The organism is Actinoplanes sp. NPDC051343 (genome assembly GCF_044455125.1).
Taxonomy (GTDB): domain Bacteria; phylum Actinomycetota; class Actinomycetes; order Mycobacteriales; family Micromonosporaceae; genus Actinoplanes.
This window is the reverse complement of sequence record NZ_JBITEL010000007.1, coordinates 280019-293306: the sequence shown is the minus strand read 5'-3', so window position 1 is coordinate 293306 and position 13288 is coordinate 280019. Positions and strand designations below refer to the sequence as shown.

Here is a 13288-nt window from a genome sequence, read left to right as displayed (position 1 = left end):
GGTTGACCGACCAGTTGGTGTAGCGGGCCAGGTGGTGGCTCGTCGCGTAGTCGAGCGTCGCCTGGAAGTCGGCCTGCCGGAAATACTCGCCGGAGTCGCTGCGGCCGTTCATCTGCGAGATGCCCTCGTGGGCGTACGCGGTCGCGCTGTCCCAGCCGAACGTGCTCATCAGCAGCGAGTGGAACGCCTCGAGCGCCGAGATCTGCGCCGACGAGCCGTTGAAGCCACCGTCGAACGGCATGATCGAGTAGTTGGCCGGGGTGAAGCCGTCGGCCTTGGCCTGGTTGAGCATCTGGGTGCCGAACCAGCCGGTCCCGGCGCTCGTTCCGGCGGTCGTGATCGAGATGTACAGGCCGGGGTTGTTGCGCTGCAGGATCTGGGCGGCGCCGACCTCGTTGGCCACGGCGGCGGTGTTCTCGTACTCCGGCTCCTCGAGGTCGAAGTCCATCGCCTTGAGGCCGTACTTGGTGACCACCTGCTGGTAGGCGGCCGCGGTCGCCTGCGGCGTGCCACAGGTCTGGCCGAGCTTGGTGCCGCCGTACCCGCCGATCGACACGGAGACGTCGCCGCCGTTGTTCCGGATGTTGTTGATCATGTTTTGCGCGGTGGTGTCCGACGAGACCGCCTGGGTGCCGTCCCAGGTCGGCGTACAGCCGCCGCCGTTGGGCGCCAGGATGAAGGCAAGCTGGAAGGCCTTCTGACCGGTCGCGTTCATGACCTGGACCGGGTCGGGCGGGCTGTTGTCGAACGGCATCAGGTAGGGCGCACTGGCGTACCAGTTGCTGCTGAGCGTGGCGGCGCTGGCCTGGTTGGCGGCGAAGATCCCGACGCCGGCCAGGGTCGCGGCCGCCGCCGCCACGGTGAGGATTTTCTTCACGGTCTCTCCTTGGGGGTGGGTCCGAGCCCGTATAAGAAACTTTCTTAACGGTTATTAAGACAACCGACCCATGACATTTGTCATGGGTGCGTGAACGGCCATCGATATCTGCCCGCTTTTTCCCGTACGCCACCCCGCCGAGCCCAACCGCACGGCGGCCGAACCCCGCCTCCGGCGGCTGCCGCGGCGACCTCACTGCCGGGTCCGGGCCCCTAGGGCCCCTTAATCCGGGGATCACCCCGGGCCTTCCCGGATGTCGCTTCTATTCGGCTCGGCGAAGGGTCGGATTCATGAGACCACTTCTAGGAGCACTGCTATCCGTGCCACTCGTCATCGCGCACCCGGCGCCGTCCTCCGGCCTCTCGGCCGGCCTCGATCGCATCGTGGCCGCCGGGGCCGTCGGGGCGGTCGCCGAGGTGCGCACCGATCGCGGCGTCTGGCGAGGCAGCAGCGGCACCGCGATCCTGAACACGACCATGCCCGTACGGGCGGACAGCCGGTTCCGGGCCGGCAGCATCACCAAGACCTTCGTGGCCACCGTCGTGCTGCAGCTGGTCGCCGAGGGCCGCCTGGGCCTCGACCAGCCCGTCCACGGGGCCATCACCGTGCGGCAGCTGCTCGACCACACCAGTGGGCTCTCCGACTACCTGCACACGCTGGACCTGCCGCCGTCGCCCGAGTTCTTCGCCAACCGCTGGCGCACGTGGACCCCGGACGAGCTGATCCAGCGGGCGGTCGCCGGTCCCTCGACCTACTCCTACTCCAACACCAACTACATCGTGCTCGGCAAAGTCATCGCGGCGGTGACCGGCCACTCGTACGGCGACGAGATCCGCCGCCGCCTGATCCGTCCCCTCGGCCTGACCGGAACCTCGGTGCCCGGCACGTCACCGCGGATACCCGGGCCGCATCCGCACGGCTACGTGCGAGGCCCGTCCGGCCTGGTCGACCTCACCGAGATGAACCCGTCCGTGATGGGCGCCGGCGGCGAGATGATCTCCACGACCTCGGATCTCGACCGCTTCTTCGCCGCCCTGTTCGCCGGCCGCCTCCTGCCGCAGGCACTGCTCGCCGAGATGGAGCGCCCCGGCGTACCCGGCGCGCCCTACGGCCTGGGACTGTTCTTCCGGACCACCCCGTGCGGCATCCCCGTCTACGGCAACGACGGCGACGCGCTCGCCTACCAGGCCTGGTCGTACTCCACGCTCGACGGAAGCCGCCAGGTCACGATCGCCGTGACCCCGGACTTCCGGTCCGACCTCGACGACCTGGTCGACAGCTACGTCGACCAGGTCGTCTGCCGGTCATGAACCCGATCGGAACTGATAGATCTGCGTGCCCGCGGTCTCCTCGCCGTTGTCGGGCGCCGCCCACATCGTGAGGGCCGAGCCGTCGGCCTCGAACTTCAGCGGGTTCCTCGTCATCACGTGCCCGGCCGCCGACCACCGCTGGAACGGGAACTCGTTGATGATCGTGCGCCGGTGCAGGTCGATCAGGGCGACACCGCCCAGCTCGTAGGTCGCGGCCGCCCCGCCCGCGGCCGGCGTCTGCGGGAAGCCGGTGATGCCGCCGCACGCCATCTTCCCCGACTCCACGTACTGGCAGTCCTGGAAGTCCAGCAGGTTCTCCGGGTTACGCCAGGTCGCCAGCGGCCGCCCGTTCAGCGACCACTCGTAAAACGTCCGCGACCCCCAGTTGTTGCCGACCAGCCGCTCCCGCGTCGGGTCGTACACGATCCCACCGATGTGGTCGTTGACCGTGAACATCCGGGTCACCGTGAACGTCCGAAGGTCGACCCGGTCGATCTCGGCGGTGCTGCCCGGCCGGTACTGCGCCACCGGCACCCACAGAAAGTCGCCGGTCCGGTCGATGCCGCCCGGGTGATAGACGATGTCGTGGCCGAGGATCACGTCCTTGAGCAGCTTCCCGGACCGGTCGATGACGAAGAGGTGCCCGATGCCCTTGCCGGGCGTCCGGTCGTAGCCGTCGACCGGCACCGGATATTTCACCGTCGGCTCGATGATCTGCGTCGAGCTGAGGTAGAACCGGTCCCTGGTGACGACCAGCCCCTCCGGGTGATAGGTGGGAAAGTTCAGCTTCAGCGCCGACAGCTGCGTCCACGTGGTGTTCCGGTCCACCACGGCGAGGGCCTTGACCGTCGCCGAGTCCCTGGTCTTCGGCGCGGCTGCTGCGCTGCCGCCCACCGACAACAGTGCCGCCGCGAGGGCCACCGCCCCGGCAATCATGCGATTCATCGTCCGAGCCTCACCCATCCACGTGAACTCTGGGAAGCCTCTCGACGCCGCCCATGAGACACTTCCGCCGTGCGTCGCAGTGAACTCGCCCGGGTGCGGGCCATGGAGGCCGCGCTAGGCGAGCAGGAAGAGCGGCTCGGGCCCGACGATCCGCGCACGGTCGAGAGCCGGGTCCGGCTGGTCGAGGCGTACGAGCAGTTGCCCGACTACGACGACGAGCAGCGGTCGTGGGAGGAGCGGTCGGCGGCCGAGATGACCCGGGCCGTCGACAGCCGCACCCGCACGCTCGGGGCGGGCCACCCCGACACCCTCACCCTGCGCTACAAGCTGGCATTCCTGCGCCTGCATCTGAACGACGACCGCGGCGCGCTGCTGGCCGAACTGCGGGAGATCACCGACGGCCGGCTCCGCGCGCTCGGCCCCGCCCACCCGGACACCCTTCAATCGTGGGACATGCTCGCCCGGCACTGCCCGGACCCGGAACGGCCCGGACTGCGGGAACGCGTCGAGAACGGCTGGGTGCAGGTGCTGGCCGACCGGGAGCAACGGCTCGGCCCCGATCACCCGGAGACGCTCGGTGCGGTGCTCGAGCTGGCCAAGGTCAGCGACGGGCGCCGGCAGCAGGAACTGCGGCAACGGATGATCGTGGGCTGGGAACGGATCGCCGCGGAGCGGGCCGGCCGCCTCGGCCTACTGCACCCGGCGACCGTGGAGGCGCGCGAGGAACACCTCACCCGCGTCGAGGTCTTCGCCGGAGCCGCCGAGGGCCGGCGGCTCCGCGAGAAGGTCGTGGCCGATCACGAGCGGGCACTCGGCCCGGACCACCCCGCCACGGTGCGCGCCCAGATCCAGCTGCTGGCCCACAGCGGCATGCCCGGCGGCCCGAGCCCGGAGGTCACCGCCGCGGCGGAGGCCCTCATCGAGCGCGCCCTCGGCATCCTCGGGCCCGTCGACAGCAGCTTCCTGCGCCTCCGCTACCTGCTGATGGCCACCCACCTGGTCGCCGGCCACGAGGAGGCGGCCCGCGCCGTCGGTCACCGCTACCCGTCCCCTGACGACGACTTCTTCATCTGGGAAGGCCCCGCCCCGACCGCCTGACCGGGCGGCCTCGCCGCGGCCGGTCACCGCAACGCGTCGGGCGCCTCGACCTGCAGGCAGTGGCCGGTGGCGGCCAGGGCGCCCGCGTCCGTCACCGCGTCGGTCACCCCGTCCGTCACGGCCGTCACCGCAGCCGTCACCGCGGCCGTCACCGCGGCCGTCACCGCGGCCGTCACCGCGGCCGTCACCGCGGCCGTCACCGCGGCCGTCACCGCCGATGACGTTTTCGGGCCGGAGCGCGGAGGCGTCGCTGACCGTCGTCGGTCGGCGGCCAGGGGTCAGGCGCCGCGGCGCAGTGTGTCGAGGTTGCTGGGGTGCTCGTCGTCGCCGCGGACGCGGGCGGCGATGTCGTGGCGGACCTCGTCCGACAGTCCGCGGAGCTGCGGTGAGGCGGGGGTGCGGGCGATGTAGCCCTGCACGTGGCGGATCTTCTGGTCGAAGATCTCCTTGAGCGTCAGCGGGGACTCGTCGTCGACGCCCTCGACGATGACGACGCGGCCGATGTGGGTGGCGCCGCGCTCGACCGGGTCGCGGGCCACCTGCATGACCAGGGCCAGCTCGGCTGCGGCCTGCGGGTGGTGGAGCATCGTGCGGTCGACCTTGATCTGGGTCAGCGGGAGCTCGGCCATGCGGGACACCGTCGCGTAGCCGGCGCCGAAGTCGTCGACCGCGAAGCTGACGCCGATGTCGCGGGCGACCTCGACCAGCTTCTGGTGGAAGTAGGCGTGGGGCTCGCCGGGCCAGCGCTCGCCGGGCCGGGCCTCGATCGGGTCCTGCTCGGAGATCTCCAGCGTGACGTTGGCCGGGTCGAGGCCGGCCGCCGCGATCGTCTCGCGGACCGTGTCGAGGTATTCGTCGCTGAGTAGGGAGCGGACCGACACGTTGACCGAGACGGGCTTCGGGAAGTCGCCCGACCAGGGGCCGTCGATGTGGGCCCGCGCGTACGACAGGAGGGCCTTGCGCACGATGACCTGGTCCCGCACGATCACGAAGCGGTCGCCCCACGCGTGCGCGATCTTCAGCATGGCGACCGGGGCGCGGGTGTCGTCGGGCGCGCGGCGGGCCAGCGCCTCGTAGCTGTGGACGCCGACCTTCTGCCAGTCCGGGTTGATTTTGATTACCGGCTGGAAGACGACCACGAACGACTCGAGCACCTCGCGGTAGAGCGCCAGGCAGCGCTCGTAGAGCGCGCCGGGGAGCCGGCCGAACGTCTGCCGCAGCGCGCTGAGCACGTGGATCTCGGCCTCTTGCGGCGAGGCCGGGACGTCGGTGTGCCACACCGTCTCGAGGACCTTGGCCAGCGGCTCGCCGATCGCGATGAGGTCGGCCGGCGGGTTGACGAAGGCCAGCAGCAGCGTCTTGCCCTCGGCGCGGCTGATCGGCATGCAGAACAGCTCGTGGCCGATGGAGTGGGTGACGTGCCCGAACCAGAGCGGATCGGTCGGGAAGCGTTGCTCGCTGCGGCTGCCCAGCAGGTGTTGCACGTCGGCGAGGTCGAACCGCGGCGTGGCGTCGACCTGAGCGAACCAGCCCGCGGTGTATTCGAGCAGGGCCACCGACTCGGCGCCGGTGGCCAGCTTGAGCAGGTAGACCTTCGAGTTGTTGGCGACCGTCGGCACCTGTTGGGAGAGCCGGTCGATCAGCCCGGTCAACGCCTCGGTGTGCCGGTCGAGCGGCCCCTCAAGTGGGACTATTCGGACACTCGGCGAGATAATCGGGGCGTCGTCGGCGTCGTCCACGCCGATGATCACCTCGAGCCTCTTATCGGTCACCGAACGTCCTCGAGTTCGAGCGATCCGGGCGGGGAGCGCTGTCGAATGCGGCGTTGAGTGATCGTAGCGACTTCGGGCCGCCATTCAAATCGATCACCGTCAAGTTCGGGTCCAATGCCGACTATGTGCGATATCACCGTATGCACTGCTCACGTGCCGGATTGGCCGCCGATTTCGGATCCGGAATACTACTGATGAGTACGTCGCCCAAATCACCCGGAACGGTCACCCGAGCCAGTCGCTCAGGCGGATCCAGTCCTCGTCGTCGGCCGGGCGGACGCGTACCGAATCGCCGGCGTCGAGATCGTCGACGACCGCGAAGAGCCGCCCGAGCACCTCGTCGCCGGGAAGATCGCGGGTCAGTTCCAGGTCGAGCCCGGCGTCCTCGTCGTCCAGGCCGGACGGGACCAGGTCGCCCAGCCCGGCGAACGCCTCGGCGATCGCCTCCTCGAGATCGTCGCGGTCGACCGAGCCGTCGATGACGATTTGCACCAGTTCCATAGCCGGCGCCTCCTTCCGGACCATGGTCCAACTCGGCGGCCGCCCCGGGGCGCCGAGATCACCGTTTTGGCATCAAGTGCGACGGTGTGGATCAGGGCTTGCGTTGCCGGTCTCCGGGAGTTTGATATCCGGCATCATGCCTGGCCGGGGAAGTACCGCGCTGGTCGCCCTCCGGGGTGGGGTGATCGGGATGATCGCGTGCGGCCTCGGCACGATGGTCTACATGGCGGTGGCGGGCAAGGCTCCCGGCGTACACGCCACCCACTCCGGGCTGGTCGCCCAGGCGGTGCTGCCGGTCGGGCTGGGCAGCGGGGTGCTCCTGGCCTGGCTGCTGCGGCTGCGCCGGCCGCTGGCGGTCGGCATCGCCGGCCTGATCCTGAGCATCGCCGGCGCCATCATCGCCTTCGTCGTCATCTACAACATGCTCGACATGTCCGGCTCGATGGGTGAACACCCGGCCTGGCCCCTCGGCGTCCTCCTGCTGGTCGTCGGGGTCGCCTACGCCACCGCCGCGGTCCTGGCCGACGACTAGCGACCCTGACCCGCGGCCAGGGCGAGCAGCGACTCCCGCGGGAAGCCGGCGTCCGAAAGTGCCCCGCAGTCGAGGCCGCGCAGCAGATAACCGGCCAGGGCACGTGCGGTGGCCGGCTCGTCGGCGATGCCGCTCTCCTGGCGGGACAGGTAGCGCTGCAACCGCTCGACCGCCGTGTCGCGCCCCGAGATGAAGAACTCGTACGTCGCCGAGTAGCGGGTCGGCAACTGGGCCGGGTGGAGGTCCCAGCCCTGATAGAACCCGCGGGCGAGCGACCGCGACACCAACCGGTGGTGCAGTTGCCAGGCGGCGGCGACCTCGTCCGGCGAACCCACCGGCAGCACGTTGGTCGAGCCGTCCGAGACTCGCACCCCGGTCCCGGCGGCCGCCGCCTGCATCACCGACTTCGCATAGTCAGCCGCGGGATGGTCCAGCGCCTGGTGGGCCGCCGCGATGCCCAGGGCGGCACTGTAGTCGTAGGTGCCGAAGTGGAGTCCGACGCAGCGCCCGGCCGCGGCGGTGATCAACCGTGCGACGACGGCCCGCCCGTTGGCGCCCACGATCGCGGCCGGCAACTCGACCTGGATCTCGAAGCGCAGCGACCGCTCGTACGCCTTCTCCAGCCGCGAGCAGAGCACGCCCATCGCCGATACCTGATCCGGGCCGCTCACCTTGGGCAGCGTGATCACGAACGGGTGCGGGTAGTGGGCCAGGAACAGGTCGAGTGTGCGCAGGGCCCGTCGCCGCGTCGCCGCCTCCAGCGATTTGATGCGGATGCCCACGAACGGCGGCCGGTCGCCGTCCCGCAGGATCGCGGCCGCTTCCCGTACGGCCGTGTCCTCCGCCGCGTCGTCGCGTACCCCGTAGCCGTCCTCGAAGTCGACCCGCAGATCTTCGATCGGCTCCCGGGCGAGTTTGTCCCGCACCCGGGAGGCGTGCGGGAAGTCGAACTCGTATTCGGTGACCGCCGCCAGCGCCTCCGAGCCCCAGCCCCGGAACCCGCCGATCTTGTCGGCCGGGATGTAGGCCGTGTGCACCGGCTGCCGGCCGCCCAGGTCGCCCGGGTAGCGGGATTTCAGGAACGCGTCGTGTTTGGCCAGCCGGTAGTCGAGCGCCGCATAGTCGGCCTCCGTGAGCCGCATCAGTCGATCGACCCGTACGCGACGGTGGTCAGGAAGTCGGGGAAGTCGTCGGACAGCGCGACCCGCTCGAACAGCTTGCGCGCCTCTACGAAGCGCGCCGAAGCCCAGGCCGGCTCGCCGATCCGCGACCGGATGGCCGCCAGTTCGGAGTCTTCGAGCTGGGTCACCAGCGACGCGGTGATCGGGGCTCCCGACGGCAACCGGACCCCGTTGTGGATCCACTGCCAGATCTGCGACCGGGAGATCTCGGCGGTGGCCGCGTCCTCCATCAGGTTGTTGATCGCTACCGCGCCGTTCCCGCCCAGCCACGACTCGAGGTATTGCAGGCCGACCGAGATGTTGTTGCGCAGCCCCTCCTCGGTCACCGCTCCGGGGGTGGCCGCGACGTCGAGCAGACCGTCGGCGGACACCGAGACGTCGGGCCGCTGCCGGTCCAGCTGGTTGGGCTTGTCGCCCAGCACCCGGTCGAAGACCTCACGGCACACCGGTACGAGGTCGGGGTGGGCCACCCACGACCCGTCGAACCCGTCCCCGGCCTCACGTTCCTTGTCCTCGCGCACCTTGGCCAGCGCCACCTCGTTGACCGCCGGGTCACGCCTCGAGGGGATGAACGCCGCCATCCCGCCGATGGCGAACGCGCCCCGCCGGTGACAGGTGGAGACGAGCAGTTCCGTGTAGGCCCGCATGAACGGCGCCGTCATCGTCACCGACGCCCGGTCGGGCAGGATCATCGACGGGTTGTCGCGGAAGTATTTGATGATGCTGAACAGGTAGTCCCATCGGCCGGCGTTCAGGCCGGACAGATGCGGCCGCAACGAGTAGAGGATCTCCTCCATCTCGAAGGCCGCCGGAATCGTCTCGATGAGGACCGTGGCGCGAATCGTCCCGACCGGAATCCCGAGCTGCTCCTGAGCGAACGTGAAAACGTCGTTCCACAGTGCCGCTTCGAGGTAGGACTCCATCTTGGGCAGATAGAAGTAGGGCCCGCTCCCCCGCGCGAGAAGCTCCCGGGCGTTGTGGAAGAAGTAGAGCCCGAAATCAACGAGTGCCCCGACGGCCGGCGCGCCGTCAAAGGAAAGATGCCGTTCGTCGAGATGCCACCCGCGCGGCCGCACGACGATCGTGGGATAGGGACCGTCGCCCAGCGAGTAGACCTTCTGCGGCGTCTGGAGAACGATGGTCCGCCGCACCGCGTCGAACAGGTTCCGCTGACCGTCGACCACGTTCGACCAGTGCGGGGTGTTCGCGTCCTCGAGGTCGGCCAGCCAGACCTTCGCCCCCGAGTTCATCGCGTTGATCGTCATCTTGCGCTCAGTCGGCCCGGTGATCTCGACCCGGCGATCGCGCAGGTCGGCCGGCGCCTCGGGCGCCGACCACTCGGCAGCACGGATGTCGGCGGTCTCGGCGCGGAACCCCAGCGAACCACCCGCCGCGATCTCGGCCCGCCGGGCCGCCCGCGCCTCCAGCAACTCGTTGCGGCGGGGACGGAATCGCCGGTTAAGCTCGGCGACGAACGCCACGGCCTCATCGGACAGGATCTCGGTCATCGTCGACTCCCTGAAGTGCGGCTCCCTCTGAAGTACCGTATCGGTCGGTTCAGGTCTGTGCCGAGAGGTCGGGCCGAAGGCCGGCGAGCAGGGCGCTCAGCGCGTACCGGAAACGCTCTTGATCGTCCGAGCCGGCGCCCTCGGCAACCGCGGTGACCAGCAGCGGATGCCTTTCCGGTACGAGCCCGGCCGGCGGCCCGGGCGAACCGATCGCCGCTTCCGCGCTCGCGTGCCCGATCACGAAAACCGTCAGGGCGTTCAGCGTGTCGAGGGCCCGGGCCAGCGAGAACCCGGCCGAGGTGAGCACGCGCAGCATCTCCTCGACGGCGTCGAGCGTCGCCGGCGTGACCGCCGGACGCGCGATCACGGGAAGCAGACCGGGATGCTTCAGCACCGTCGTGCGCAGGCTTTCGGCGTACGCCCGCAAGCGCGACCGCCAGTCGCCGGAGTGACCCACCGGTCCGGCCGCCGTGACGAAGATCTGCTCGATGAGGCCGTCGATGAGCGCGTCCTTGGTCGGGACGTAGTAATAGAGCGTCATCGCTTCGACCCCGAGTGCCGCCCCGAGCCCCCGCATCGTGAGCGCCTTGAGGCCGTCCCGATCGACGATCGCCAGCGCGGCGTCGAGGATCTGAGCCCGGCTGAGCCCGGCCCGGACCCCGGGCGTGCGTTTGCCGCTCATGCTGCTCCCTTGCGCCTTCTTACGGCGTAAGGCTACCGTCAATCTTACGATGTAAGATTAAGGGAGTGATGACATGTCGAACACCGCCGTCGTCGAAGGATTCTTCGAAGCCCTGAATGCCCGCCGCTTCGAGGATTGGCCGCGCTATATGGCGGCAGACGTCATCGACCACAACAAGGTGATCCACGGCGAGCCCGACGAACCGGGCGCCGCCTTCGAGGCCTTCCGCCGGCAGTTGGACGCGTTCGGCGAGGGGGCGATGGAGCCGGTCGAACTGATCGCCGAGGGGCCGAAAGTCGTCGCCCGCCTGCGTGTGCACGGGCGGCACACCGGTTATCACCCGCGAATGCCGTCACCGACCGGCCGCACGTTCGAAGTCGAGCAGATCTGGATCTTCACCGTACGCTCCGGCAAGATCGCTGAGATCCGTGCGGTCTCGGACCGTCTCGGCATGTTCCTCCAGCTCGGCTGGGATTGGCCCGAATAGGGCCGCAGTGAAGGCCCCGCCGGGGAATGCGGGGCCAGCACTCGGGGACGGTTCTTTCGGGGACGACTGAAGTATGCCCAGGTAAACAGCTTGTTTCAACGCGCGAAGGAAGATTTGCGGATCGCATTTCGAGCGCCGCAGGTGGCCGCCATTTCGTTTCCGGATAACAGCTTTACCTTTAATTCTCTCTTAACCCGCAGCGGTCATTATCCGCCGGTGCGCCCGTCCGGCCTCGCGGGCCAGGTGCTCCGCGTCGGCGTTGACCAGCTCGCCCTGGGACACCACCGGCCGGCCGCCGACCAGGGCCAGCTCGACCGGCGCGGCCGGGCCGAAGACCAGCGCGGCCAGCCGGTCGTCGATGCCCTCGTGGCCGAGCCCGTCCAGTCGCCACATCACGAGATCGGCCAGCTTGCCCGCCTCGAGCGACCCCAGGTCGTCCTGCCGGCCCAGGCACCGGGCCCCTCCCATGGTGCCGAGCCGCAGCGCCTCCCCGGCCGAGAGCGCACCCGGGCCGCCGCGCTGACGGGCCGTGTACAGGGCCTGCCGCAGCTCCTCCCCCAGGTGCGACGCCTCCTGCGAGGCCGACCCGTCGACCCCGAGCCCGACCGGCACCCGCGCGTCGAGCAGGTCGCGCACCCGCGCCATGCCCGCCCCCAGCCGGGCGTTCGAGCTCGGGCAGTGCGCGACGCCGGTGCCGGTCGCCCCGAGCCGGGCGACCGCCGAGTCGTCCAGATGTACGCCATGGGCCAGCCACACATCGTCGCCGAGCCAGCCCACCCGCTCGGCGTACTCGACCGGCGTGCACCCGAAATGCTGCCGGCAGTAGTCCTGTTCGTCGGAGGTCTCCGCGAGGTGGGTGTGCAGGCGTACGCCCTTGCTCCGCGCCAGCTCCGCCGACGAGCTCATCAGCCGCGACGTGACCGAGAACGGCGAGCAGGGCGCCACCGCGATCTGCAGCATCGCGTCGGGCGACGGGTCGTGCCAGCGGTCGATCGCCGCCGCGGTGGCCGCGAGCGCCTCGTCGGTCTCCTCGACCACATTGTCCGGTGGGAGCCCGCCGTCCTTCTCGCTCAGATCCATCGAGCCGCGGGCCGGATGGAACCGGAGCCCGATCTGCCGGGCCGCGGCGATCTCGGCCTCGAGCACGTCGCCGCCGTCGCGGGGGAAGACGTAGTGGTGGTCCATGCTTGTCGTACAGCCGGAAAGCGCGAGCCAGCCGAGCCCGGCCGCGGCCGCCGCGCCGACGATGTCGGCGTCGAGCCGGCCCCAGATCGGATAGAGCGCCTTCAGCCAGCCGAACAGCGTCTGGTCGACCGCCAGGCCGCGGGTCGCCCACTGGTAGAGGTGGTGGTGAGTGTTGACCAGGCCGGGCGTGACCAGGCAGCCGGTGCCGTCGATGCGCTCGCCGGCGGTTTCCGATGCCCCCGGGCCGACCGAAAGGATGCGGCCGTCGTCGCCGACGGCCACGTGCCCGTCGGCGTAGTAGGTGTCCGAAGCGTCGACGGTGGCGATCGCGACGTTCTCGATCACGATCACAGGTACCACTCCGCGTGTGCCTCCGGCGCGTCATCGCGGGCCACGGTGCCCTCGATCAGCCCGTACGGGCGGTCGCCGGCCAGGAAGACCTCGTTGTCGTTGGTCAGGTCGAACGGTGACAGGTCGACCAGGTAGTGGTGCCGGTTGGGCAGGGCGAGCCGCACCTCGGCGATCTCGGGCCGGGTCTCGAGCACGTGCGAACCCATCGCGAACAGCGTCTGCTGCAGCGAGGCGCTGTACGTGTTGACGAACCCCTTGGTCAGCGCGTCGACCGCCCCGTGAAAAGACTCGTACCAGTCGGCGTCGGTCGCCGAATGGCGCCACTTCGCGTCCACGGCGGTCGCCAGGATGCGGTCGTCGGTCTCCGGCAGCGTGGTGTATTTGTCGCGCGGGAAACCCCGGAACTCCGACCCGGCCGAGTTGAGCAGCACCAGGTCGCGCAGGCCGGAGACCACCTGCTGCTGATCGATGGTCACCGTGACGGCGGCGGTCCGCACGTAGTCGGCGCTCCGACGGAACGAGTGCGGCCCGAGCCGGTCCCAGCGGAACGACTCGATCGCCACCTTGGCCGCGCGGACCGGGGGCTGGGTCGCCACGAAGTGCATCGCCAGCAGCAGACCGAACTCCTCCGGCTCGCCGACGCCGTACTCCTTGGCGAACGCGTACACGGTGTTCTTCATCGTGTCGGTCGGCAGGACGCCGGCGTTGTCGCCGGTCAGGTGGGCGGCGGCGAGGTCACCGGAGAGCGCGATGCTGACGTTGAAATCGGCGAGCCGGTGCGTGTCGTCGTCGCGGAACACACGGACCAGGCGCGTCTCCGCCTTGCCGTAGCGGTTGGGTCCGAGCACGATCGCCACGG

At 69.8% G+C, this 13288-nt stretch carries 13 protein-coding genes; 4 read left to right on the top strand and 9 right to left on the bottom strand.

The annotated features are described in order from the left end of the window. Positions 1–1197: 1197 nt before the first annotated feature. A complete protein-coding gene (locus ACIA5C_RS24250; RefSeq protein WP_396058271.1) occupies positions 1198–2187 on the top strand; it encodes a serine hydrolase domain-containing protein in 990 nt (329 codons plus the stop codon). Here the strand turns inward: ACIA5C_RS24250 and ACIA5C_RS24245 are convergent. Further along, on the bottom strand, positions 2182–3132 hold the full coding sequence (locus tag ACIA5C_RS24245; protein ID WP_396058269.1) for a DUF6454 family protein: 951 nt from the start codon (positions 3130–3132) through the stop codon (positions 2182–2184). The two genes, ACIA5C_RS24250 and ACIA5C_RS24245, sit on opposite strands and share 6 nt — an antisense overlap. A 69-nt stretch (positions 3133–3201) precedes the next feature. On the opposite strand from ACIA5C_RS24245, the gene ACIA5C_RS24240 reads away from it, so the two are divergent. Further along, on the top strand, positions 3202–4230 hold the full coding sequence (locus ACIA5C_RS24240; RefSeq protein WP_396058267.1) for a tetratricopeptide repeat protein: 1029 nt from the start codon (positions 3202–3204) through the stop codon (positions 4228–4230). Positions 4231–4253: 23 nt separating this feature from the next. On the opposite strand, the gene ACIA5C_RS24235 is transcribed toward ACIA5C_RS24240, so the two are convergent. The 3 genes from ACIA5C_RS24235 to ACIA5C_RS24225 all read right to left on the bottom strand — a co-directional run bounded on the left by ACIA5C_RS24235 (position 4254) and on the right by ACIA5C_RS24225 (position 6503). Continuing rightward, positions 4254–4442 carry a hypothetical protein gene (locus ACIA5C_RS24235; RefSeq protein WP_396058265.1) on the bottom strand — a complete coding sequence of 63 codons (189 nt, stop codon included), beginning with the start codon at positions 4440–4442 and terminating at the stop codon, positions 4254–4256. A gap of 66 nt (positions 4443–4508) precedes the next feature. Continuing rightward, the gene (locus ACIA5C_RS24230; protein WP_396058263.1) at positions 4509–6002 is read right to left on the bottom strand and encodes an EAL domain-containing protein; all 1494 of its coding nucleotides are present in this window, start codon (positions 6000–6002) and stop codon (positions 4509–4511) included. A gap of 225 nt (positions 6003–6227) precedes the next feature. Further along, on the bottom strand, positions 6228–6503 hold the full coding sequence (locus ACIA5C_RS24225; RefSeq protein WP_396058261.1) for a hypothetical protein: 276 nt from the start codon (positions 6501–6503) through the stop codon (positions 6228–6230). A 136-nt stretch (positions 6504–6639) separates the two neighbouring features. Between ACIA5C_RS24225 and ACIA5C_RS24220 the strand changes: the two genes are divergently transcribed. Further along, complete coding sequence (locus ACIA5C_RS24220; protein ID WP_396058259.1) at positions 6640–7035, top strand: hypothetical protein; 396 nt, start codon at positions 6640–6642, stop codon at positions 7033–7035. Here the strand turns inward: ACIA5C_RS24220 and ACIA5C_RS24215 are convergent. Genes ACIA5C_RS24215 through ACIA5C_RS24205 form a run of 3 tightly spaced genes read right to left on the bottom strand, consistent with a single transcriptional unit; the run spans position 7032 to position 10406 of the window. Continuing rightward, positions 7032–8177, bottom strand: a complete 1146-nt coding sequence (locus tag ACIA5C_RS24215; RefSeq protein WP_396058257.1) for a DUF6986 family protein — start codon at positions 8175–8177, stop codon at positions 7032–7034. The two genes, ACIA5C_RS24220 and ACIA5C_RS24215, sit on opposite strands and share 4 nt — an antisense overlap. Next, positions 8177–9724, bottom strand: a complete 1548-nt coding sequence (gene aceB / locus ACIA5C_RS24210; RefSeq protein ID WP_396058255.1) for a malate synthase A — start codon at positions 9722–9724, stop codon at positions 8177–8179. The genes ACIA5C_RS24215 and aceB overlap by 1 nt, the downstream gene beginning before the upstream one ends. 49 nt (positions 9725–9773) lie before the next feature. Next, the gene (locus ACIA5C_RS24205; protein ID WP_396058253.1) at positions 9774–10406 is read right to left on the bottom strand and encodes a TetR/AcrR family transcriptional regulator C-terminal domain-containing protein; all 633 of its coding nucleotides are present in this window, start codon (positions 10404–10406) and stop codon (positions 9774–9776) included. Positions 10407–10479: 73 nt separating this feature from the next. Between ACIA5C_RS24205 and ACIA5C_RS24200 the strand changes: the two genes are divergently transcribed. Next, a complete protein-coding gene (locus ACIA5C_RS24200; RefSeq protein WP_396058251.1) occupies positions 10480–10893 on the top strand; it encodes an ester cyclase in 414 nt (137 codons plus the stop codon). Positions 10894–11082: 189 nt separating this feature from the next. On the opposite strand, the gene ACIA5C_RS24195 is transcribed toward ACIA5C_RS24200, so the two are convergent. Together ACIA5C_RS24195 and pucL are read right to left on the bottom strand one after the other, a co-directional pair. Next, positions 11083–12429, bottom strand: a complete 1347-nt coding sequence (locus ACIA5C_RS24195) for an 8-oxoguanine deaminase (RefSeq protein WP_396058249.1) — start codon at positions 12427–12429, stop codon at positions 11083–11085. Next, positions 12426–13286: a factor-independent urate hydroxylase gene (gene pucL / locus ACIA5C_RS24190; protein ID WP_396058247.1), complete on the bottom strand. Its 861-nt coding sequence runs from the start codon at positions 13284–13286 to the stop codon at positions 12426–12428. Before pucL ends, ACIA5C_RS24195 begins: the two co-directional genes overlap by 4 nt. Positions 13287–13288: the final 2 nt, after the last annotated feature.

Coding starts and splice junctions, on each gene's coding strand:
- aceB (WP_396058255.1), bottom strand. CDS start 9,724: ATGACCGAGATCCTGTCCGATGAGGCCGTGGCGTTCGTCGCCGAGCTT.
- ACIA5C_RS24245 (WP_396058269.1), bottom strand. CDS start 3,132: ATGAATCGCATGATTGCCGGGGCGGTGGCCCTCGCGGCGGCACTGTTG.
- ACIA5C_RS24215 (WP_396058257.1), bottom strand. CDS start 8,177: ATGCGGCTCACGGAGGCCGACTATGCGGCGCTCGACTACCGGCTGGCC.
- ACIA5C_RS24220 (WP_396058259.1), top strand. CDS start 6,640: ATGCCTGGCCGGGGAAGTACCGCGCTGGTCGCCCTCCGGGGTGGGGTG.
- ACIA5C_RS24225 (WP_396058261.1), bottom strand. CDS start 6,503: ATGGAACTGGTGCAAATCGTCATCGACGGCTCGGTCGACCGCGACGAT.
- ACIA5C_RS24205 (WP_396058253.1), bottom strand. CDS start 10,406: ATGAGCGGCAAACGCACGCCCGGGGTCCGGGCCGGGCTCAGCCGGGCT.
- ACIA5C_RS24200 (WP_396058251.1), top strand. CDS start 10,480: ATGTCGAACACCGCCGTCGTCGAAGGATTCTTCGAAGCCCTGAATGCC.